The 23,802-nt window shown below is 42.4% G+C and carries 17 protein-coding genes and 1 pseudogene; 14 read left to right on the forward strand and 4 right to left on the reverse strand.

What is annotated here, in order from left to right:
* Window positions 1-6 precede the first annotated feature (6 nt).
* The 8 genes from K1I94_RS06300 (at window position 7) to K1I94_RS06335 (ending at window position 8,310) form a co-directional block, all read left to right on the forward strand.
* On the forward strand, window positions 7-978 hold the full coding sequence (locus K1I94_RS06300; protein ID WP_223314778.1) for a sugar-binding transcriptional regulator: 972 nt from the start codon (window positions 7-9) through the stop codon (window positions 976-978).
* A 102-nt stretch (window positions 979-1,080) separates the two neighbouring features.
* Window positions 1,081-1,572: a hypothetical protein gene (locus K1I94_RS06305; protein ID WP_223314779.1), complete on the forward strand. Its 492-nt coding sequence runs from the start codon at window positions 1,081-1,083 to the stop codon at window positions 1,570-1,572.
* 330 nt (window positions 1,573-1,902) lie between these two features.
* A complete protein-coding gene (locus K1I94_RS06310; RefSeq protein WP_002896659.1) occupies window positions 1,903-2,226 on the forward strand; it encodes a PTS lactose/cellobiose transporter subunit IIA in 324 nt (107 codons plus the stop codon).
* Between the two features lie 20 nt (window positions 2,227-2,246).
* Window positions 2,247-2,558: a PTS sugar transporter subunit IIB gene (locus tag K1I94_RS06315; RefSeq protein ID WP_223314780.1), complete on the forward strand. Its 312-nt coding sequence runs from the start codon at window positions 2,247-2,249 to the stop codon at window positions 2,556-2,558.
* A 17-nt stretch (window positions 2,559-2,575) separates the two neighbouring features.
* A complete protein-coding gene (locus tag K1I94_RS06320; protein ID WP_002911151.1) occupies window positions 2,576-3,877 on the forward strand; it encodes a PTS sugar transporter subunit IIC in 1,302 nt (433 codons plus the stop codon).
* Between the two features lie 168 nt (window positions 3,878-4,045).
* The gene (locus K1I94_RS06325; RefSeq protein WP_223314781.1) at window positions 4,046-6,487 is read left to right on the forward strand and encodes a glycyl radical protein; all 2,442 of its coding nucleotides are present in this window, start codon (window positions 4,046-4,048) and stop codon (window positions 6,485-6,487) included.
* A 14-nt stretch (window positions 6,488-6,501) separates the two neighbouring features.
* Window positions 6,502-7,170: a fructose-6-phosphate aldolase gene (locus K1I94_RS06330; RefSeq protein WP_223314782.1), complete on the forward strand. Its 669-nt coding sequence runs from the start codon at window positions 6,502-6,504 to the stop codon at window positions 7,168-7,170.
* A gap of 45 nt (window positions 7,171-7,215) precedes the next feature.
* Window positions 7,216-8,310, forward strand: coding sequence for a glycerol dehydrogenase (locus K1I94_RS06335; RefSeq protein ID WP_223314783.1), 1,095 nt, complete (start codon window positions 7,216-7,218; stop codon window positions 8,308-8,310).
* A 67-nt stretch (window positions 8,311-8,377) separates the two neighbouring features.
* Here the strand turns inward: K1I94_RS06335 and K1I94_RS06340 are convergent, their stop codons facing one another.
* Window positions 8,378-8,941: a methyltransferase family protein gene (locus tag K1I94_RS06340; protein WP_223314784.1), complete on the reverse strand. Its 564-nt coding sequence runs from the start codon at window positions 8,939-8,941 to the stop codon at window positions 8,378-8,380.
* Between the two features lie 164 nt (window positions 8,942-9,105).
* Here K1I94_RS06340 and leuS point away from each other — a divergent pair, with 164 nt between their 5' ends.
* Window positions 9,106-11,607, forward strand: coding sequence for a leucine--tRNA ligase (leuS, locus tag K1I94_RS06345; RefSeq protein WP_223314785.1), 2,502 nt, complete (start codon window positions 9,106-9,108; stop codon window positions 11,605-11,607).
* Between the two features lie 113 nt (window positions 11,608-11,720).
* Here the strand turns inward: leuS and K1I94_RS06350 are convergent, their stop codons facing one another.
* From K1I94_RS06350 to K1I94_RS06365, 3 genes and pseudogenes are all read right to left on the reverse strand, one after another.
* The gene (locus K1I94_RS06350) at window positions 11,721-12,866 is read right to left on the reverse strand and encodes a low temperature requirement protein A (RefSeq protein WP_223314786.1); all 1,146 of its coding nucleotides are present in this window, start codon (window positions 12,864-12,866) and stop codon (window positions 11,721-11,723) included.
* A 107-nt stretch (window positions 12,867-12,973) separates the two neighbouring features.
* Window positions 12,974-13,907: pseudogene (locus K1I94_RS11400) on the reverse strand (LacI family DNA-binding transcriptional regulator).
* A 58-nt stretch (window positions 13,908-13,965) separates the two neighbouring features.
* Window positions 13,966-14,769, reverse strand: a complete 804-nt coding sequence (locus K1I94_RS06365; RefSeq protein WP_223314789.1) for a Cof-type HAD-IIB family hydrolase — start codon at window positions 14,767-14,769, stop codon at window positions 13,966-13,968.
* Window positions 14,770-15,019: 250 nt separating this feature from the next.
* Between K1I94_RS06365 and K1I94_RS06370 the strand changes: the two genes are divergently transcribed.
* The 5 genes from K1I94_RS06370 to K1I94_RS06390 all read left to right on the forward strand — a co-directional run bounded on the left by K1I94_RS06370 (window position 15,020) and on the right by K1I94_RS06390 (window position 23,690).
* Window positions 15,020-15,841: an oxidoreductase gene (locus K1I94_RS06370; RefSeq protein ID WP_223314790.1), complete on the forward strand. Its 822-nt coding sequence runs from the start codon at window positions 15,020-15,022 to the stop codon at window positions 15,839-15,841.
* Window positions 15,842-15,860: 19 nt separating this feature from the next.
* Window positions 15,861-16,841, forward strand: a complete 981-nt coding sequence (locus K1I94_RS06375) for a helix-turn-helix domain-containing protein (RefSeq protein ID WP_223314791.1) — start codon at window positions 15,861-15,863, stop codon at window positions 16,839-16,841.
* A 156-nt stretch (window positions 16,842-16,997) separates the two neighbouring features.
* Entirely contained in the window at window positions 16,998-17,687 is a 690-nt protein-coding gene (locus K1I94_RS06380) for a VIT1/CCC1 transporter family protein (RefSeq protein WP_223314792.1), read from the forward strand.
* Window positions 17,688-17,930: 243 nt separating this feature from the next.
* Window positions 17,931-19,127: a phosphoglycerate kinase gene (locus tag K1I94_RS06385; RefSeq protein WP_002910741.1), complete on the forward strand. Its 1,197-nt coding sequence runs from the start codon at window positions 17,931-17,933 to the stop codon at window positions 19,125-19,127.
* A 318-nt stretch (window positions 19,128-19,445) separates the two neighbouring features.
* The gene (locus tag K1I94_RS06390; RefSeq protein WP_317627934.1) at window positions 19,446-23,690 is read left to right on the forward strand and encodes an antigen I/II family LPXTG-anchored adhesin; all 4,245 of its coding nucleotides are present in this window, start codon (window positions 19,446-19,448) and stop codon (window positions 23,688-23,690) included.
* The last annotated feature ends 112 nt before the right edge of the window (window positions 23,691-23,802 follow it).

Here is a 23,802-nt window from a genome sequence, read left to right on the forward strand (position 1 = left end):
GATAAGATGAAAAATGAAAGAAAAAAACTATTGGCAAAAATTGCTTATCTCTACTATATCGAAGAAAGAAGCCAGTCTGACATTGCGGCTGAGACAGGGATTTATCGCACCACCATCAGCCGAATGCTGGCAGAAGCTAAAAAAGAGGGCATTGTAAAGATTGAGATTGAAGACTTTGATACCCGCTTGTTCCACTTGGAAAATTATGTAAAAGAAAAATACGGGCTCAAGGGAATCGAGATTGTCAGTAATTTAGTGGATGAATCTCCAGCAGACCTAGAAGAAAGGCTGGCTCAAGCTGCTGCGGGTATGCTGCGCGGCCTGATTAAAGACAATGATAAAGTGGGATTTTCTTGGGGGAAGAGTTTGAGCCTTTTGGCAGAGCACTCCAGCAGCAAGCATTTGACAAATGTCCATTTCTTTCCTTTGGCGGGCGGCCCCAGTCATATCCATGCACGCTATCATGTGAACACCCTCATCTATAGCATGGCTGGGAAATACCATGGGGCCTGCAGTTTTATAAATTCCACGATTATTCAGGAAAATGAGCAGCTGACAAATGGAATTTTAGCTTCTAAATATTTTGAAGATCTAAAAAGCAGCTGGCAGGAGCTGGATGTGGCTGTGATTGGTATTGGCGGGCAGGTTGACACGAGAAATCGTCAATGGCTGGACATGCTAACCTCAGAGGATTTTTTTGCTCTAGAGAGCCAGGCCGCTGTCGGAGAAATCTGCTGTCGCTTCTTCAATAAAAAAGGGGACATGGTCTACCAGCATTTGCAAAATCGAACGATTGCCATCTCTTTGGAAAATTTGAAAAAAGTGCCGCTTAGTCTAGCCTTTGCTTATGGCAGTCAAAAGTCTGCTGCTATATTAGCTGTGTTGCGAGCTGGCTATGTCAATCACTTGGTCACAGATGAAGCGACTATTTTAAAGCTGCTAGAACTGGATGGAGATAGGAGTTTCCTCACTTCTTGATGGCAGTAGAATCTCAGGTGAAATAAGATTTCCAAAACTAAATTCAGGAATCCTATTTTTTAATAGTGAATTAGCAGCTATGTATGGAGGTGGATTGTTGATTTGAAAAAGCTTATGAAACAAAAATTGACTAGTTTAGCCACAGGAGAGCTAGTCGCTGTGCTAGTATTTTGGATGAATTTTTTCCTGCTCAAAAAATGGATTCTTACTACTGGAGCTTTGATTTCTATTTCTTTCTCCTTGTTTGTACTTAGTTTTATTCTGATACAGGGCTCTGTTTTCTGGTGGATTTTGATAAAAAGGATTTCCAATCCAGGATTTGCGGAAAGATATACAGGCAAAATTTACAAGATACTAAAGCTCTTAGACCTTATTTTACTGGGTGTGGGAGCCCTGATAATTATTTTAAATTACAGTGAATTTCCCACATCCATAATCTTTTTAGCAATTTGGTTTTTTGCTGTCATCGAGTGGATTAATTATTTTAAATGGCAATTATCCTACAGTCTGAATCCTGCTGTTTTATTGAAATACAACCTCCAGAGGAAATTGCGGAAAAGTAAAATAGCAAAGGAAATTGAGAAGGCCGTATAAAAAGATAAGTTTCGGTTTCTTAAAATAGCATATATGAGGAAGTAGAAGCAAATAGCCGCTGCTTCTTTTTTGTGCCGAATCTGCTTATCGTTCTTATCTAATAGAGTGCCTTTGAATCGCAGATGAATACAGCTGTACAGAACTGTCCTTTATGGGGGGAGTTTTTATTCTGCACAAATGTGCAAAATAATTTAAATAAGCTAATTTGTTCTATAATGTATTGACGGACTGAGATAAAGGTGATACATTCTAGTTACAAACAAAAATAAATCACTTTCAAACAAAAGAACAAGTTTTTGTTAATCATAAAGATAGGAGCGATTGTAACATATGGAAATGATTGTAGCAGATCAAATTATCATGGGTCTTATCTTAGACGCTGGTGATGCCAAGCAGCATATTTATCAAGCTTTATCACTAGCTAAAGATGGTAAGTTTTCAGAATGCGATGAGCAGATTGAGCTGGCAGATAAGGCGCTGTTAGAGGCCCATAACTTGCAGACCAAGTTCCTAGCTCAGGAAGCTGGAGGAACGAAAACAGAGATTACAGCACTGTTTGTTCATTCTCAAGATCATTTGATGACTAGCATTACAGAGATTAACCTCATCAAAGAAATCATCGACTTGAGAAGAGAATTACAAGGGGAAAAATAAATCATCAGGAGGATGAAAAGATGGTTAAGATTGGTTTGTTTTGCGCGGCAGGTTTTTCAACAGGAATGTTGGTCAACAATATGAAAATAGCTGCAGCTGAAAAAGGGATGGAAGCTGAGATTGAAGCCTACTCTCAGGCTAAGTTGGCTGATTATGCAGCGGATCTGGATGTCGCTTTATTGGGCCCGCAGGTAGCTTATACTCTGGACAAATCTACAGCTATTTGCGACAGCTGCCATACTCCGATTGCAGTTATTCCGATGGCTGATTACGGTATGCTAGATGGCGAAAAAGTGTTAAACCTCGCTTTGAGTTTGTTGGATAAACATTAAAATCAAGGAGCTTCGTTATGTCTAAAGTGGATACTCAAAAAATCATTGCGCCGATTATGAAGTTTGTCAATATGCGCGGGATTATCGCCTTAAAAGACGGTATGTTGGCAATTTTGCCTCTTACAGTTGTGGGAAGTCTATTCTTGATTGTAGGGCAATTGCCGTTTGAAGGTCTAAATCAAGCCATTGCTGGTGTGTTTGGGGCAGACTGGACAGAACCGTTTATGCAGGTTTATTCAGGTACCTTTGCCATTATGGGGCTGATTTCCTGTTTTTCAATTGGTTATTCTTATGCCAAGAACAGCGGTGTAGAGCCTCTGCCGGCAGGGGTGTTGTCTCTTTCTTCTTTCTTTATCCTTTTGAAATCCTCCTACATACCAGAAAAGGGTGAGGCGATTGCAGATGCGATTGCCAAGGTCTGGTTTGGCGGACAAGGAATCATTGGGGCCATTCTCATTGGTCTGGCAGTTGGCAGTATCTATACGATTTTCATTCAAAAGCATATTGTCATCAAAATGCCAGAGCAAGTTCCTCAAGCGATTGCCAAGCAGTTTGAAGCCATGATTCCAGCTTTCGTTATTTTCTTGCTGTCAATGGTTGTTTACATTATTGCCAAGATAGCGACTGGTGGCGGTACCTTTATTGAGATGATTTACGATGTCATTCAGGTGCCTCTGCAAGGTCTGACAGGCTCTCTGTATGGAGCTATCGGTATTGCTTTCTTCATTTCTTTCTTATGGTGGTTTGGCGTCCACGGCCAGTCCGTTGTCAATGGTGTCGTAACAGCCTTGCTGCTGTCAAATCTGGATGCTAATAAAGCCCTGCTTGCTGCAGATAAGCTGTCTGTCAGTCAAGGTGCTCATATTGTGACCCAGCAATTTTTAGATAGCTTTCTTATCTTATCGGGCTCAGGTATCACTTTTGGAGTGGTCGTGGCCATGCTCTTTGCCGCCAAGTCCAAGCAGTATAAGGCTCTAGGAAAAGTTGCTGCTTTCCCAGCAATCTTTAATGTCAATGAGCCAGTTGTCTTTGGTTTTCCGATTGTGATGAATCCGGTCATGTTCCTGCCCTTTGTTTTGGTTCCGGTTTTGGCTGCTTTGATTGTCTACATGGCGATTGCGGTCGGCTTTATGCAACCATTCGCAGGTGTGACTTTGCCTTGGAGTACACCGGCTATCATTTCTGGCTTTATGGTCGCTGGCTGGCAAGGGGCAGTCATTCAAATTGTCATCCTAGCTATGTCTGCCTTTGTCTATTTCCCATTTGTGAAGTTTCAGGATAAGATTGCCTACAATAACGAATTAAAAAATGAAGAATAATCTGATTTTGTTGGATAAAAACACAAAAGTTTCTTGGCTCAGATGGCACAAATGTGCAAAAAATCTTTAATTCAGTAATCGCCTATAAATGATTGAATTCTAGGATTTTGCGTGTTACAATAGTTACGAAAGAAATAAATTAAATTTCATAAGAAAGGTCGTGACCAAATGATTCAAGTAAAAGAAGTAGAAAGAACAACAATAAAAACAGACTATTTTGGCAGCTTAACAGAGCGGATGAATAAATATCGGGAAGATGTTTTGAATAAAAAGCCCTATATTGACGCAGAGCGTGCTGTCCTAGCTACCAAGGCTTATGATAAGCATAAGGAAAAACCGAATGTGTTGAAACGTGCTTACATGCTCAAAGAGATTTTGGAAAATATGACGCTTTATATCGAAGATGAAACGATGATTGTCGGTAATCAGGCTTCATCTAATAAAGACGCGCCTATTTTCCCAGAGTATACTTTAGAGTTTGTACTCAATGAACTAGATCTTTTTGAGAAGCGGGACGGAGACGTCTTCTACATCACAGAGGAGACCAAAGAGCAGCTCCGCAGCATCGCTCCTTTCTGGGAAAACAATAACCTCCGTGCTCGAGCAGGTGCTCTACTTCCAGAAGAAGTTCAGGTTTATATGGAAACTGGCTTCTTTGGTATGGAAGGAAAGATGAACTCTGGGGACGCCCACTTGGCGGTCAACTATCAAAAACTCTTGGCCTATGGGCTGAAAGGTTTTGAAGAAAAAGCTCGTGCAGCTAAGGAAGCTTTGGATTTGACCGATCCGGCTAGTATTGACAAATACCACTTCTATGATTCCATTTTCATCGTTGTGGATGCTGTGAAAGCTTATGCGGAGCGTTTTGTGGCCTTGGCCAATCAGCTGGCTGAAAAAGCAGAGCCTAAGCGCCGTCAAGAACTCTTAGAAATTGCTAGAATTTGTTCTAAAGTGCCGTACGAGCCAGCATCAACCTTTGCTGAAGCTGTTCAGTCTGTTTGGTTTATCCAGTGTATCCTTCAGATTGAGTCCAACGGACACTCGCTCTCTTATGGCCGCTTTGACCAGTACATGTATCCTTATGTCAAGGCAGATTTGGAAGCTGGACGTGAGACAGAGGCTAGTATTGTGGAACGCTTAACCAATCTTTGGATTAAGACGATTACCATTAATAAAGTGCGCAGCCAGGCCCACACATTCTCATCTGCGGGCAGTCCCCTTTATCAAAATGTGACAATCGGTGGCCAAACGAGAGATAAGAGAGATGCAGTCAACCCGCTTTCCTACCTTGTGTTGAAATCTGTAGCTCAAACTCATCTTCCTCAGCCTAATCTAACTGTTCGCTATCATGCAGGCTTAGATGCTCGCTTTATGAATGAGTGTATTGAGGTCATGAAGCTTGGTTTCGGTATGCCAGCCTTCAATAATGATGAAATCATCATTCCGTCCTTTATCGCCAAAGGAGTTTTGGAAGAAGACGCATACGACTACAGTGCTATCGGCTGTGTGGAAACTGCTGTGCCTGGTAAATGGGGCTACCGTTGTACAGGTATGAGCTACATGAACTTCCCTAAGGTGCTCCTTATCACTATGAACGATGGGATTGATCCAGCATCTGGCAAGCGCTTTGCGCCAAGCTTCGGTCACTTTAAAGATATGAAGAGCTTTGCTGAGCTGCAAACGGCTTGGGACAAGACCTTGCGCCACTTGACCCGCATGAGTGTCATCGTGGAAAATTCTATCGACCTATCTCTTGAAAGAGAAGTGCCGGATATCCTCTGCTCAGCTTTGACAGATGACTGTATCGGACGCGGCAAGCATTTGAAAGAGGGCGGAGCTGTCTATGACTATATTTCCGGTCTTCAAGTCGGTATTGCCAATCTATCAGACTCACTGGCGGCTATCAAGAAGCTGGTCTTTGAGGAAGGCAGGCTGGCTCCAGCTGAACTCTGGCATGCACTTGAAACGGACTATGCAGGTGAGCGTGGTAAAGAAATTCAAGAAATGCTGATTCATGATGCACCGAAATATGGTAATGATGATGATTACGCAGATAAGCTAGTGACAGATGCTTATGATATTTATGTTGATGAAATCGCTAAATATCCAAATACCCGTTATGGCCGTGGTCCAATTGGCGGTATCCGATACTCTGGAACATCTTCTATTTCAGCCAATGTAGGTCAAGGTCGCGGTACTTTGGCGACACCAGATGGCCGCAATGCCGGAACACCACTCGCTGAAGGTTGCTCTCCATCCCACAATATGGACAAGAACGGCCCGACCTCTGTATTGAAATCTGTTTCTAAATTACCGACAGACGAAATCGTTGGTGGCGTTCTGCTCAATCAAAAAGTCAATCCTCAGACCCTGTCTAAGGAAGAAGATAAAGTGAAACTTATTGCTTTGCTTCGTACATTCTTTAACCGTCTGCATGGCTATCATATCCAATACAATGTCGTTTCTCGGGAAACATTGATTGATGCTCAGAAGCATCCTGAAAAACACCGCGATTTGATTGTTCGTGTTGCAGGGTACTCTGCTTTCTTCAATGTGCTTTCCAAGGCGACGCAAGATGATATTATTGGACGTACGGAGCACACATTGTAAAAGAGGTCCAATTTATGGAATTCATGCTTGATACCTTAAATTTAGAGGAGATAAAAAAATGGTCGGAAGTCCTCCCTTTGGCGGGAGTGACTTCCAATCCGACCATCGCAAAAAAAGAAGGAAAAATAGATTTCTTTGAACGGATTCGCGCTGTTCGGGAAATCATAGGAGAAGGTCCATCTATCCATGTGCAGGTTGTTGCCAAGGATTATGAGGGAATCTTGAAAGATGCTGCTGAAATTCGAAAAAAATGCGGCGATGCTGTCTACATTAAAGTTCCGGTCACACCGGCTGGGCTAGCAGCTATCAAAACTCTCAAAGCAGAGGGCTACAAGATTACAGCGACAGCCATTTATACAACCTTTCAAGGTCTATTAGCTATTGAAGCGGGGGCTGACTATCTTGCTCCTTACTATAACCGCATGGAAAATCTCAATATTGATTCAGATGCTGTCATCAGCCAGCTGGCTCAGGCGATTGAGCGGGATCATTCCGCCAGCAAAATATTGGCAGCTTCCTTTAAGAATGTTGGACAAATCAATCGTGCTTTTGCTGATGGGGCTCAAGCCATTACAGCTGGACCAGATATCTTTGCAGCAGCCTTTGCCATGCCGTCTATCGCTAAGGCAGTAGATGACTTTGCTACTGACTGGTCAGCAATTCACAATCAGGAATACATTTAAAAGGTATATATAATGCTCTATCTATAAAAAAGAAAGAGGTGTTCTATGAGAATTTTTGCAAGCCCGTCTCGTTATATTCAGGGAGAAAATGCCCTGTTTGAAAATGCAAAACAGATTCTTCAGTTAGGAAGCCATCCAGTCTTGCTTTGTGATGATGTGGTTTACCAGATTGTTGGGGAGAAGTTCCATGACTATCTTACTCGTTATGGTTTTCATGTGCTGCATGTCGCTTTTAACGGAGAAGCTTCTGACGCTGAAATAGAACGGGTCGTTGCTCTGGCTGAAAAAGACGGAGCAGACTTAGTTATTGGTCTAGGCGGTGGGAAAACGATTGACAGTGCGAAGGCGATTGCAGACATACTAGGACGTCCTGTGGTCATTGCGCCAACCATTGCCTCTACAGATGCCCCAACTTCAGCACTTTCTGTTATCTATACAGAAGATGGCGCCTTTGAAAAATACATTTTCTATAGTAAAAACCCTGAACTCGTCTTGGTGGATACGAAAGTAATTGCTGGAGCGCCAAAACGGCTTTTGGCTTCTGGGATTGCAGATGGTTTAGCGACTTGGGTAGAGGCGCGTGCTGTCCAGCAAAAAAATGGCACTACCATGTTGGGACAAAGACAGAGTCTAGCTGGTGCAGCAATTGCGAAAAAGTGTGAAGAAACACTGTTTGCAGATGGCCTGCAGGCTATCGCAGCCTGTGAAGCGAAAGTCGTGACCCCAGCTCTGGAAAATATCATTGAAGCTAATACCCTTCTCAGTGGCGTCGGCTTTGAGAGCGGCGGTTTAGCAGCAGCCCATGCTATCCACAATGGCTTTACAGCTCTCACAGGCGATATTCATCACTTGACCCACGGCGAAAAAGTTGCCTATGGAACTTTGACCCAGCTCTTCTTAGAAAACCGACCTAAAGAAGAATTGGAAAAGTATATTCGCTTCTATCAAAAGATTGGTATGCCGACCACTCTGAAAGAAATGCATTTGGAAAATGCTAGCTATGAAGATTTGCTCAAAGTTGGTAAGCAAGCGACGATTGAGGGCGAAACCATCCATCAGATGCCATTTGAGATTTCAGCTTCTGACATTGCAGGTGCCATCCTAGCAGTTGACCAATATGTTAGGGATTTGGATAAATAAAAGCAAAATACAAAACAAGCCACTTTTCAACCATAAGGCTGATGAGGCGGCTTGTTTTTTAATGAGATTACCAGATATAAGGGAAAACTCGGTATCTAACCTTTTGGCAATAAGCTTCGTAATTTTTCCCAAAGTGATTGCCTAAAGCTTTTTCTTCTACTCTAAGTCGAATGCTATATCCTACCACGAGTAAAATAAGACTGATAATGATTGTCAGAGGATTTAGTGATGTGATAGATAGACCAAGGATAGACAAGATACTGCCAGTATAGGCAGGATTTCTCACAATAGCATAAGGACCATGGTCTACTAATTGTTGATTATCAGTTGTTTGAACGGCCAGTGTAAAGTTTTTTCCGAGATAATTGACTGCATAGACCCGCAATACGAACCCTGCTAGGGAGATGAGGATTCCAAGATAGATAGTGAGGCTGGGTAAGTGGAGGACAAAGTCGAGAAATTGTCCGTTTATCAAAAATAAGCAACAGATAACACTGCCAATAATGATGTAGCGGCTCCCTTTATCTGCAGAGTCGTTTACATTGTTTGACTTAGTTTTATTTTTAATCCACATTTCTGTGCTAATAAAAACAACAAAGAAAACATAAGTGAAAATAGTTTGTAAATTCATGATTATTCCTCCGGTCAGAATTATACAACTTTTAATTTTAGAGGTCAATCAGAGACTAACGCTTTAGAGATGAGTTATAGTTTTTGTCAGTGAAAACTGGATTCCGTCTTTCAAAATCCCTTGAAAATGGTATAATAGAAACAGTACAAAAAATGGAGAAAAGAATGGCTTATTATAATCACAAAGAAATCGAACCCAAGTGGCAGAAATATTGGGCAGAGCACCATACATTTAAGACAGGTACGGACAAGGACAAGCCTAACTTTTATGCGCTGGACATGTTTCCTTACCCATCAGGAGCGGGGCTCCATGTAGGGCATCCAGAGGGCTACACGGCGACAGATATCCTTAGCCGCTACAAGCGGGCTCAGGGCTATAATGTCCTGCATCCTATGGGCTGGGATGCCTTTGGTCTGCCGGCTGAACAATACGCCATGGATACAGGCAATGACCCAGCTGACTTTACAGCGGAAAACATTGCCAACTTTAAGCGTCAAATCAACGCTCTTGGCTTCTCCTATGACTGGGACCGAGAAATCAATACAACTGACCCTAACTACTATAAGTGGACCCAGTGGATTTTCACCAAGCTTTACGAAGAAGGTTTGGCCTATGAAGCTGAAGTGCCAGTAAACTGGGTTGAAGAGCTGGGAACGGCTATTGCCAATGAGGAAGTTCTGCCAGATGGCACATCTGAGCGCGGTGGCTATCCAGTTGTCCGAAAACCCATGCGTCAGTGGATGCTGAAAATCACAGCCTATGCAGAACGTTTACTCAATGATTTAGAAGAGCTGGACTGGCCGGAGTCTATCAAGGATATGCAGCGCAACTGGATTGGTAAGTCAACCGGTGCCAATGTAACCTTCAAAATTAAGGATACAGACAAGGATTTTACTGTCTTTACGACTCGTCCGGACACCCTTTTTGGTGCGACCTATGCTGTTTTGGCTCCAGAGCATGCTCTCGTTGATGCTATTACGAGTGCAGAACAAGCCCAAGCAGTTGCAGACTACAAACATGCAGCCAGTCTCAAATCTGACCTAGCTCGGACTGATTTGGCTAAGGAGAAGACTGGGGTATGGACAGGAGCTTATGCCATCAACCCTGTCAACGGCAAGGAAATCCCAATCTGGATTGCCGACTATGTGCTTGCAAGCTACGGAACAGGGGCTATCATGGCTGTTCCTGCCCACGACGAGCGCGACTGGGAGTTTGCTAAGCAGTTTGATTTAGAGATTATTCCGGTTCTAGAGGGTGGCAATGTTGCTGACGCTGCTTACACAGAAGACGGTCCGCATATTAACTCCGGCTTCCTAGATGGCTTAGACAAGGCTGCCGCTATCGAAAAGATGGTTGCTTGGCTGGAAGCAGAAGGTGTCGGAAATGAAAAAGTCACCTATCGTCTGCGCGACTGGCTCTTTAGCCGTCAGCGCTACTGGGGTGAGCCGATTCCAATCATTCATTGGGAGGATGGCACCTCAACAGCTGTTCCTGAAAATGAATTGCCACTTGTTCTGCCTGTAACCAAGGATATCCGCCCTTCTGGTACCGGTGAAAGCCCTCTGGCCAATCTGACTGATTGGCTGGAAGTGACTCGGGAAGATGGTGTCAAAGGACGCCGCGAAACCAACACCATGCCTCAATGGGCTGGTTCCAGCTGGTATTACCTGCGTTACATTGACCCGCACAACAATGAGAAATTAGCAGACGAAGACTTGCTCAAGGCTTGGCTCCCAGTTGACATTTACATCGGAGGTGCGGAGCACGCCGTGCTCCATCTTCTCTACGCTCGCTTCTGGCACAAGTTCCTTTATGATATCGGAGTGGTTCCGACCAAAGAGCCTTTCCAAAAACTCTTTAACCAAGGGATGATTCTGGGGACTAGCTACCGTGATAGTCGCGGTGCTCTAGTGGCGACAGACAAGGTGGAAAAACGCGATGGTTCTTTCTTCAATATCGAAACTGGAGAAGAACTGGAGCAAGCGCCTGCTAAGATGTCTAAGTCTCTGAAGAATGTAGTCAACCCAGACGATGTAGTGGAGCAATATGGTGCCGATACGCTTCGTGTCTATGAAATGTTCATGGGGCCGCTGGATGCATCTATCGCTTGGAGCGAAGAAGGGTTAGAAGGCAGCCGTAAGTTCCTTGATCGGGTTTATCGTCTCCTTAACTCTAAGGAGCTGGTCACTGAAAATAGCGGAGCTTTGGACAAGGTCTACCATGAAACGGTCAAGTCTGTCACAGAGCAGATTGAGGAGCTCAAGTTTAACACAGCCATTGCCCAGCTCATGATCTTTGTCAATGCAGCTAACAAGGAAGAGAAGCTCTATGTCGAATATGCCAAAGGCTTTATCCAATTGCTGGCACCTTTTGCACCGCACTTGGCTGAAGAACTCTGGCAGGCAGTCGCTCAAACTGGCGAGAGCATTTCCTATGTAGCTTGGCCAACTTATGACGAAAGCAAACTGGTCGAAGCAGAGGTCGAAATCGTAGTTCAAATCAAGGGTAAAGTTCGTGCTAAGCTAGTCGTAGCTAAGGACCTGAGCCGTGAGGAACTGCAGGAAATCGCTCTGGCAGATGAGAAAATTAAATCTGAAATTGCTGGCAAAGAAGTTGTAAAAGTGATTAGCGTGCCGAATAAACTGGTTAATATTGTAGTGAAATAATTAGTTTGCTTATTGCATTTACAGGAGATTTCAATCAAGTCCTCATTAGACAACAAATGCTATTGTTATCAAATACAAAGAAGACCTTGAGAAAATTTTCTCAAGGTCTTTTGTTAGAACAATTCCCAATTAGGTGTTGAGAATTTCTTGGTCTGTGTCATATAAAAATGAGTAAAATGAATTTCCATTGCTAAGGTCATCAGGGTTGCGATAGCAATGACAATAGTTGAGTTGGCTGAGAAAAGGAGTGAAAAGGTCAATCCGAGAAGAAACATTCCAGCTTGGAGTCCGTAAAATGTCTTGTTATAGCGGAGATAACTCTTGTTGAAGCGACCATTTGACAAGACCGCAGCTTGGAAGAGTCCGATACCAGCATAGAAGAAGCTAGTCGCAAAGAAACGATTGGCTTCTGGATTAACCAGAAAGCTCATGGAAACAGTGACCATAATTAAGCCGATAAAAATCGGATAGTGGCTATAAATTAGGAAGATTCCTTTATTCTCCCCATTCTCATCAATAGCATGGTCAAACTGACCAAAGTAATTCATAAAGAGGTTGACCATGATGATAAAGTATAGGATAGAATGAATGGAAAAATGTTCCAGTGTAAAGAAATCTGCTAGACCCATAATCATCTCACCAAAGGTAATAATGACCAGCAGTGAAATGCGTTCGATGAGATGGGGCAGGTTGATTTGAAAATGAGAAACTTTTCGAGTCAATAGGACGGGCATGATAAAGGTCAGGAGAATCCCAGTCATGTAGACATGAATCCCAAGATGAATTGGTAAGAGAGCAGCCAGATAGACTAGGACGGTTCTGAGACCGGTCATCCAAAGAAATCCTTTGATACTTTTACGATTGGCAGAGCTTGTAGATTTTCGAAGATATTCAACCAAGTATTGGAAAAATAAGGTCAGGGTCAGTGTCCCAATCGTCCAGCAGAAGGTATGGAAATAGGACTGCCAGTCATTAGTAATCATGTTTGATATCAAGAGCAGCATGGCCATATTGACGAACATAACGACCATATTGAAAAGAGAATTCTTTCCATAACGATTAGTGTAGACGGTCTGAATCATCCAAGAATTGACCAGAACCAGAAGTGTCATGAGAAAACCAAAGATAGCATCTAATGATAAGACTCCGTGGTGAAGGTGATGAATGAGGGCAGTTGTTTTGGAAATCGCATAGACAAAAACCAAGTCATAAAAAAGCTCGCTAAATTCCACCCGTTTGTGTTTGATGAGATTTGTCATTGTAAGACCTTTCGCGGTAATTTCTAACAATTTATTATAACAGAAAATGGGTATCAAGAGATACAAGTAAACTAGCAAAACTAAAAAAGTGGCCTAAACCACTTTTATTATCTTTTGATTAGAAATTTTGATGGCAAGCAGATTGACTGGTGATTTTTTGCAATAGCCGCCTTAAAAGCAAGTGTGCCAAGTTGGTAAGAATAGTTGTCAATGCTGGGGATATTGAGCAGTTTCCCAGACAACTGACTGGTTTGACTGACAATGAGTGGCGGTTCTATACCAGCTTTTTTATAGAATTCTAGTAGTCCGACTGCTAAGTCATCGCTATTGGAAACAATGCAGTCTAAACCTTTTTGCATACACAGCTTTTCAAAAATCCATCCTGCATCCTCGTATCGCATCAATCCCCCAAAAGTTACATACTCCAAGCCCTTGAAAATTTCCTCAAAGACTGATAGGGTTTCACGAAAAGTGGGGCTGATTGGACTGTTTCGAGAGAATAACAAGGCTACTTTCTGGGGGTTATGCTTCTGGATCCATTTAAAGAGAGCTTGATATCCAGGTTTTTCGATCCACTGAGATAGAAATTAACTCAGGTAAGTCTGTTTCTTCCAGACAGACAATGGAGCCATATTTTCGGTAGCTAGCTATGGTCTGTATATCAATAGCCCGAGAAGTAAAGATTAGTGCATCAAAAGCATTGCTCCGTAGCTGTTCCAGATAGGCTTTCTCAGCTTCAATACTGTAATCCGATGGTAAAAATAGGAGCTGGTAATGACTCTCTAGGGCTGCGTCTAGCAACCCCTTTATCAATTCAGTAAAGTAGGTATGTCGAACATGAGGCACTACAACACCGATTTTTCGAGTATGGCCAGCACTTAAGTCTCTAGCAATCTGACTAGGGCTATAATCTAGTTCATTTATAATAGCTGAAATTGTTTCGGCAGCTTCTTTTGAGACATAACCTGATTTGTTGATGTAGCGAGAAACAGTTGAGATAGAATAGCCAGATTGTTTGGCGATGTCGCGTATGGAAACCATAGTGCCCCCTTTCTTTATACACTATACCAAATGATAGGAGTTGTTGGCAAGCTTGGATTTACAGAAGAAAGTGATGGATACCATAGCCAACACCGTCTTCATCGTTAGTTTTGGTAATGAGACTGACTTTGTCTTTGATTGCTTGACTAGCATTTTCCATTGCAATACTCAGTCCAACCCGTTCAAACATAGGGAGATCGTTGTGACCATCACCGAAGGCGACTAGTTCTTTTTTATGTAGCTTTTCTTCTTTGATTATATAGTCAATGCCAACTGATTTTTTAGCTTTTTTGTGTGTAATTTCTAGATAGAAGTCACCAGCTTGCTGTATAGAAACATTTGGAAGATCTAATTCTTCGAGTTTAGCTTTTAATGCTCTCATTTCGTTTCCATCAAAAGTGATGAGCATAATTTTAAAAATACTTGTTTGAACTTTTAGGTATTTCTCCTCCCCGATAATAGTTGCCTCTAGTCTGGTCAATTGTTGCTCATAGTCGATTCCATTGTCCATTTTATATGTATACCAGTTTTCTAAGTCGTAGTAAGATTGACTTAAGTGAGGAAAATGCTGGTTGATAAAGTTGACTAAATAAGTGGAATCATTTCTTTCTAAAGCTTGCTGATGCAGGATCTTGATTTGATTTTGCTTGTAGGTATAAATCAATCCACCATTGAAACCAATCTGGGGACCAGTCAGTTCTAATTTATTAATGGCCTCTTTCATTTCCATAGGTGCACGTGCGGAAACCAAGGTGAAGGGAAGATTGGCCTGAGAAATAAGTTTAGCATTACTGTCAGTCAGTCTGCCTTGGCTATTCAATAGCGTTCCATCCATATCGCAAAAAATACGTTTGATTGTCATATTATGAGCCTCCGTTTGGTGTTTTTCTAAAGTATATCCTGTGGAACGCGTTCCATGTCAATGATTTTTTTAAAAATTTTACAAGATATTGCAATTCGAGTATTTGACCGGTTAAAAATGATATAGTAGAAGAAATACGCTTGCTTATGTCGTAAATTGTCATCGCCCTGTCAGTTATTATCATTTACTTGTCGGATTCTGTATCGTATAATAATCTCATCAATCAAATGAAACAAAAGAGGAAATAAACATGTCAAACAAAAAAGTTATCTTAGTCACAGGCGCTTCATCAGGTATCGGCTACCAAACTGCTGAACAACTTGCTAAAGAAGGTCATATTGTCTATGGCGCTGCCCGCCGTGTGGATGCCATGAAACCACTTGAAGTCTTTGGCGTGACACCAGTTCGTTTGGATATTACAGACGAAGTTAGCATTAAAGAAGCTCTTAATCTCATCATCAAGAAAGAAAATCGTATTGATGTCTTAGTCAATAATGCTGGTTACGGTTCATATGGTGCAGTTGAAGATGTAACGATTGAGGAAGCTAAGATGCAGTTCGAAGTCAATATCTTTGGTCTAGCTCGCTTGACCCAACTCGTTCTCCCTTATATGCGTAACCAAAAATCAGGTCGCATTATTAATGTGGGCTCAATGGGTGGTCGTTTGACATCCTACTTTGGTGCTTGGTATCATGCGACCAAATATGCTCTTGAAGCTTTTTCAGATGGTCTTCGTATGGAAGTATCTGATTATGGCATTGATATCTCTATCATCGAACCAGGCGGTATTAAAACGGACTGGGGCTTCATCGCTGCTGACAAACTGGCCGAATCAGCTAAAGGTGGTGCTTATGAAGTAGCAGCCACCAAGGCAGCAGAAGGGATGCGGAAGCAATACTCTGGCAATATGATGTCAAATCCTAAAGTTATTTCAAATGCCATTTCAAAAGCAGTCAACAGCCGTCGTCCTAAAACGCGCTACTTAGTAGGTATGGGAGCTAAACCATTGGTATTCTTGCATGCTATCTTACCAGACCGTTGGTTTGATGCTATCATGAAGCGTGCTTCTTAAGATAAAAAGGAGAAATGCTATGCGTCTGAATCTCAGTCAGCAGTATATTGACAATTTGAAATTGATTGGCCTAGATCTGAATATGATTCTGGAACTAGCCAATCTTCCAGATACCACCTGGAAGGAAGAGATGAACCTCTCAACTCTGGACTATTACCATCTTTTGACGACTTTTGACAAGCTAGCCAATGATGAGCAGATTATCGCTATGAGCCGCATCAAGGATATTCAAATGTTCATGCCTCCTTTCTTTGCGGCACTTTCGTCAAAAAATGGTCTCGCAGCTATTGAACATTTTGCCAAATACAAGAAAATTACAGGTCCCATTGTTGTCAACATCGAAACTTTTGATGATCTTGTACGTGTTAGCTACCGCTATGATTATTCAGGACTTGACTTGCCTCGTTTCGCCCTTCTCAATGAACAGCTTTTATTGGTCGATTTGATTCGGACAGGTACAGGAGAAAATATCATTCCAGTACATGTGGGCGCTCCTTATACTTATGAAGAAGCGAGCCTTACGGTATTTGGCTGTCATGTGGAAGAAATGGAAGGAAATGAAGTTGTCTTTAAAAAGTCAGATTTGGAGAAGCCATTCCTGACAGCAAATAATGTCATGTTGGATTACCTGGAGCCTAAACTCAAAGAGCGCTTGGCAGAAGCTACGACGAGTGAAAGTTTCACAGGAATTGTCCAGCAAAAACTCTACCAGGCCATCCCAAGTGGTGCCTTTGGTATTGAGGATATCGCAGCGAATCTCGGTATCAGTAGCCGAACCTTGCAACGAAACCTGACGACAGAAGGGACTAAGTTTAACCAAGAATTGCAAAATGTGCAGAAGATTCTAGCCTTTGGTTACTTCAAAAATCCTGACATGACAACGGATGATGTAGCCTATTTGCTTGGTTATTCGGAAGTATCTTCCTTCTCACGAGCCTTTAAAAAGTGGACAGGAAAGACGATATCGGAGTATCGAGAAGAGATTCAGAAGCAATCCTAAAATATAAATTTAACTTGAAAGGTATCAGATAGTAGAAATCTGGTGCCTTTCTTCTCTTAAATAGTAGAACTTTTCTTATTTTTCGATTTTTTCTTGTATTCGTTCTGGATTTTATTTATAATCATTATAAATAAAAAAGAAAGAGAAAATTAAATAGTGGAAGAACATAAAATTGATACGAACTTTAGTGGACGGCTGAATATATTGCGGGCAGGGGTTTTAGGAGCTAATGACGGCATTATTTCCATAGCAGGTGTGGTTATTGGGGTAGCTAGTGCGACGGACGATGTCTGGATTATCTTTCTGTCTGGTTTGGCGGCAGTCTTTGCGGGTGCCTTTTCTATGGCTGGAGGAGAATATGTATCAGTTTCTACTCAAAAGGATACAGAGGAAGCTGCTGTTGCCAGAGAGCGAGAGCTTTTAGAGAAAAATCCAGATATCGCTAGGCAGTCGCTCTATGCTGCCTATGTTCAAAATGGCGAGTGTGAGACTTCTGCCCAGCTCATGACCAATCGGGCTTTTCTCCAGGAGCCGTTGGAGGCTTTGGTACAGGAAAAATATGGAATCGAGATTGAGGAGTTCACTAATCCTTGGCATGCTGCCGTATCAAGCTTTTTAGCCTTTGCTGTTGGTGCACTTTTTCCTATGATTACCATTATCCTGCTTCCTGCCATCGTCCGTATCTGGGCAACCGTTCTAATCGTGGCCTTGGCTCTTTTGGGAACCGGCTATACTAGTGCTAAGCTAGGCAAAGCACCACTCAAAAATGCTATGATTCGCAACCTCGTGATCGGACTTTTAACCATGGCGGTCACCTATGCAGTAGGGCAGGCTTTTGCAATTTAGTAATGAGAAGAGTTAAAGTCATTAGTTTTACTGGCTTTTTGACTTGTCAAACTTAGAGAAAAATCCAGCTTTAACGATTGTCTGAATGAGTTCAGAACCCTTTTCTCATTCTCTAATTCCAAAGTTCGAGAGAAAGAAGTGCGTGGCACTTCTTTTTTGTGAAAATTTTCTTTATATCAAGAAAACTTTTGGAAAATATGATATAATAGTTGCGTATAAAATATGAAAAGGAGTTTTTGTAACATGGCAAAACTTACTGTTAAAGACGTTGATTTGAAAGGTAAAAAAGTCCTCGTTCGTGTAGACTTTAACGTACCATTGAAAGACGGAGTGATTACGAATGACAACCGTATCACTGCAGCTCTTCCAACTATTAAATACATCATCGAGCAAGGCGGTCGCGCAATTCTCTTCTCTCACCTTGGACGTGTCAAAGAAGAAGCGGACAAAGAAGGTAAATCTCTTGCGCCAGTAGCTGCAGACTTGGCTGCTAAATTGGGTCAGGACGTTGTTTTCCCAGGTGTCACTCGTGGTGCTGAATTGGAAGCAGCTATCAATGCTCTTGAAGATGGGCAAGTTCTTTTAGTTGAAAACACTCGTTTTGAAGATGTTGACGGCAAGAAAGAATCTAAAAACGATCCTGAACTTGGTAAATATTGGGCATCTCTTGGAGATGGTATCTTCGTAAATGATGCATTTGGTACAGCTCACCGCGCACACGCATCTAACGTCGGTATCTCAGCAAACGTTGAAAAAGCAGTTGCTGGTTTCCTTCTTGAAAACGAAATTGCCTACATCCAAGAAGCAGTTGAAACTCCAGAACGTCCATTCGTAGCAATCCTTGGTGGTTCAAAAGTATCTGACAAGATCGGTGTTATCGAAAACTTGCTTGAAAAAGCTGATAAAGTCCTTATCGGTGGTGGTATGACTTACACATTCTACAAAGCACAAGGTATCGAAATCGGTAACTCACTTGTAGAAGAAGACAAATTGGATGTTGCCAAAGCTCTTCTTGAAAAAGCAAACGGTAAATTGATCTTGCCAGTTGACTCAAAAGAAGCAAATGCATTTGCGGATTACACTGAAGTGAAAGACACTGAAGGTGAAGCAGTGGATCCAGGCTTCCTTGGTTTGGATATCGGTCCTAAATCTATCGCTAAATTTGATGAAGCTTTGACTGGCGCGAAAACTGTTGTCTGGAATGGCCCTATGGGTGTCTTTGAAAACCCAGACTTCCAAGCTGGTACAATCGGTGTTATGGACGCTATCGTGAAACAACCAGGCGTGAAATCAATCATCGGTGGTGGTGACTCAGCTGCCGCAGCCATCAACCTTGGCCGTGCAGACAAGTTCTCATGGATTTCTACTGGTGGTGGTGCATCAATGGAACTCCTTGAAGGTAAAGTATTGCCAGGACTTGCAGCATTGACTGAAAAATAAGCAGTAAGTTTGGAAACTTTGATCTTGTAGAGAACAAGTACAAAACTGTAATAAGGAAAGACTAGCGAAAGCTGGTCTTTTTCTTGTATTTTCATTGTTCATTTGAAGGAAGACAGAGCAAAGAAGAACAAAATAGACAATTTATAGATACGTGTCTATTTTTGTTTCGAGGTAAATAAAAGGAGCAAAAAATGCTTGCAAAACGAGGCAAAACTTGTTAGGATTAAGATACATATATATTCTGATGCTTAAAGAGGATCAAAATGAGAAAGAAACTTCCGATTGGAGGTTTCCATTACTTTTTGATGTTCTGAGGGCATGGGAAAACTGCTGACTTTAGAAGTTAGCAGAGGGAGGAGAAAAATGAAGAAAAAAGAAGTTTTTGGTTTTCGGAAAAATAAGGCTGTTAAAACGTTATGCGGTGCTGTTCTGGGTGCGGCTTTTTTAACGTCAACGATGCAAGTAAGAGCAGATGAAGTAGTAACTGATACCAATAGTCCTGTCAATACTGAAATGGTGGGTACTGGAAATGCAGCGACCAATCTGCCTCAGGCTCAAGGATCAGCCAGTCAGGCATCTAAAGAGAGTCAGGCGCGAGCAGGTCAGGCAGATGGCGGTGTGACAGTGACTGTTCCAACAGCTGGTTTAGATGAAAGCGCCAAAAAAGCTCAAGAAGCTGGGCTGACAGTGGTCAAAGATCCAGCTGTTGACAAAGGAGCAGTCCAGACTGCTCAAGAAATAGCAGACAAAAAATCGGAGATTGCAGCAGATTATCAAGCACAAGTAACCGAAATTGATGCCAAGGTCAAGGAGTACAAAGAAAAAGTATCAGTCTACGAGGCGGAAGTGGCTCGGGTTACAGCAGAAAACAAAGCTACAGCGGAGCAATACGCTAAAGATTTGGCTGCTCATCAAGCAGAAGTAGCTCGGATCACAGCAGACAATGCTCAGCTGAAGGCAGCTTATGAAGCTGCCCTTAGTAAATATAAAACAGATTTAGCAATGGTTCAAAAGACCAATGCTGATAATGAAGCGGCATATCAAGCTGCTCAGGCGAATTATCAGGCAGAATTGGCCCGTATCCAAAAGGAAAAACAAGATAAAAAAGCTCAATATGAAGCAGATTTAGCAGCTTATGAAGCTAAAAAGACTCAAATTGAAGCTGAAAATGCGGCAGCTCAAAAAGAATATGAGCAAAAGCTGGCAGAGAACCAAGCTAAGAATGCCACTATAGCAGCTGAAAATGAAGAAATCAAGAAGCGTAATGCTCAAGCCCAAGCAAATTATCAAGCTCAGTTGGCCCAGTATAATGCTGATTTGGCTGTCTATAATACAAAATTAGCCAAGTATCAGCAAGATAAGGCTAAGTATGATGCCGAACAGGCCAAGATTAAGGCTGGACTGGCTATCGCAGAAGCAAAGAAGACTGAAGACGGGCATCTGAGCCGTCCAATTGCGCAAAGTCTGGTTTTCAAATCAGAACCTAATGCTGATCTGTCACTGACTACAACTGGTGAGTTCGTCAGCTATGCTGGCATGGAAGCCGCTGTGAAGAATACTGCAGAGTTTTCTAAGAAACTCTTCCAGTTGGATAACTTCAAAGTAACAGACATTCAAAATGCCAACTATCAGACCAACCAGCAGGAAAGTTTTGGTACAGTTGGCAAGTATGCAGACTATAGTTCTAACGTAACAAGTGGTAAAGGTCCGACTGAATGGTCTTCTGTTTTGCTGAGCCGCGGTCAGTCTGCAACAGCAACCTATACAAATCTTCAGGGAACTTATTATCGAGGGAAAAAAGTTTCTAAAATCGTCTATACTTATACTCTTGATCCAAGCTCCCGATTCCGCAATGATAAGGCCTGGTTAGGTATTTTTAAAGATCCAACCATGGGAGTTTTTGCTTCAGCTTATACAGGAAATTTTGAAGATGCAACCTCTCTCTTTGTGAAGACGGAATTTGTCTTTTATGATGATAAAGGCCAACCGATTAATTTTGATCAGGCCTTGATGTCCGTGGCTTCCCTCAACCGTGAAGCTAACTCTATCGAAATGGCCAAAGATTATACCGGAACTTTCAACAAGATTTCGGGTTCATCTATTGGTGAAAAGAACGGCCAAATCTATGCGACTGAGTCTGAAAACTTCAAAAAAGGAGTTGGCGGATCTCGCTTTACCATGTATAAGAATGCTCAGCCAGACTCAGGCTGGGACACTACAGATGCTCCTAACTCATGGTATGGGGCAGGAGCGGTGGAAATTTCTGGTACAACCAACAGCATGACGATTGGAACGATTTCCTCTTCTGAAGTGTTAGGCCAGCCAGAGGCTACTGATCCACGTAGGGCTGACAAGCTAGCTCCTAAGAAACCAAATATTTGGTTTGCGATTAATGGTGATGTTCGAGCGAATGATCTGCCAATCATCACAGTAGAAGAACCGGAAGTGCCAGTAGCTCCTACAGCTCCTGCAGTGCCAACTGAAGAAGCGCTTAAGCCTTTGGATCCAGCTCCAACTACACCAACACCGAAGGCTCTTCCAACACCTCCGGCAGCACCGACTTATGAAAAAGATCCGACGCCACCGACGCGTACACCAGATACACAAGAGCCTAGTAAGCCATCTGAGCCAAGCTATGAAGTAGAAAAAACTGTCCGGCCAGCAGTGGTAGAACCGACCTATGAAAAAGAGCCAACACCTCCGGCAGCACCGACTTATGAGAAGGAGCCGGAAGCGCCAACTCCTACACCAGATACACCGGAGCCTAATAAGCCGGTAGAACCAACTTATAGCCCGCTTCCAACTAGACCAGCGGAGCCTGTTTATCAAAAAGAGCCAGCAGCGCCAGTAGTACCGACTGTGCATTATCATTATGCTCTTTTACAATCTCAGCCGCTGATCAATAAAGAAATTCAAAATGACCAAGGCACCAATATTGATAAGACTCTTGTAGCTAAGCAGTCTGTCGTTCAGTTTGCCTTAAAGACAGAAGCTCTTCCAGCTGGACGCAGCGAGACGACTTCTTTTGTCATTGTTGATCCATTACCAAGTGGCTACGAATTTGACTTAGAAGCAACAAAAGCTGCTAGTGCAGGTTTTGACGTCAGCTATGATAAGGCTAGTCACACAGTAACATTCAAGGCAACTGCAGCAACGCTAGCTACTTATAACGCTGATAGGACCAAAGAAGTTACTACGCTCTTTCCAACAGTAGTCGGTCGAGTTCTCAATGATGGCGCGACTTATACCAATAATTTCACCCTGACAGTCAATGATGCCTATGGTGTCCGTTCAAACGTAGTACGCGTGACTACGCCAGGCAAGCCTGATGATTCAGATAATCCTAGCAATAATTACATTAAGCCAACCAAGGTCAATAAAAATAAGGCAGGATTGGTGATTGATGGTAAGGAAGTCTTGGCTGGTTCGACTAATTACTACGAGCTGACTTGGGATTTGGATCAGTATAAGGGTGACAAGTCATCTAAGAGCACGATTCAAAAAGGTTTCTACTATGTAGATGACTATCCGGAAGAAGCACTTGAACTTCGTCCGGAATTAGTCAAGCTAGTAGATGCGGATGGCAAAGCTGTGGCAGGTGTGACAGTGACCCACTACGAGAACCTTGAAACAGCCCCTGCAGTAGTTCGAGAGCTCCTTCAAAAGGCCAATATCACTATTAAAGGTTCTTTCCAACTCTTTGCAGCAGACGATGCCCAAGCCTTTTATGACCAATATGTCGTAACAGGTAAGTCTTTGACGATAACAAGCCCTATGGCTGTCAAAGAAGGAATGGGCCGCACAGGCGGTAAATTCGAGAACCGGGCTTATCAAATCGATTTTGGAAATGGTTATGCGACAGACGTAGTCGTCAACAATGTTCCTAAAATCAGTCCTGAAAAAGATATTACCCTGAGTTTGGATCCAACAAGTGCAGAGAACTTGGATGGCAAGGAACTGACTTTGGGACGGCACTTTAACTACCGTCTCATCGGCGGCTTGATCCCTGCTAACCACTCTGAAGATTTGACAGACTATAGCTTTGTGGATGATTATGATCAACGAGGCGATGAGTACACGGGTGCTTACAAAACCTTTGCCAAAGTAGATATCAGACTCAAAGATGGTAAGGTGATAAAGGCTGGTACAGATTTGACTGAGTATACAGCTGCGAATATTGATCTTGAGAAAGGCTTGATTTCTATTCGGTTCAAGGAAGAATTTTTAGAGACTATTTCTCTGGATTCAGCTTTTCAGGCTGAAACCTATCTACAGATGAAGCGGATTGCTGCGGGTACTTTTGAAAATACCTACATCAATACTGTCAATCATGTAGTCTATGCTTCAAATACAGTTACAACAGTCACTCCTAAGTCACAGCATCTGATTGTTTCGGGTGTAAACGATCCAAGAAGAGCCAATCCAACTCCAGTGGCTAAAAAGATTCCTGTTTCTCTTCTGCCAGAAACGGGAGCCAAAGATACTGTCTATCTGCTATATCTAGGTTTAGCAGCCATTATTGGTGCTTTAGGTCTAGGAAAATTGAAAGGTAAAGAAGACTGATAATAGATGAGGCTAGGAAGTCCCTAGCCTTTTTATCTTTAAAAATACTGCAAAATCTCATGTAGCAAAAGTCTAAATCATTTGTAACATGACAAAAACATAACTCTAAAAA

The organism is Streptococcus sanguinis (assembly GCF_019929145.1).
GTDB classification, from domain to species: Bacteria; Bacillota; Bacilli; order Lactobacillales; family Streptococcaceae; genus Streptococcus; species Streptococcus sanguinis_U.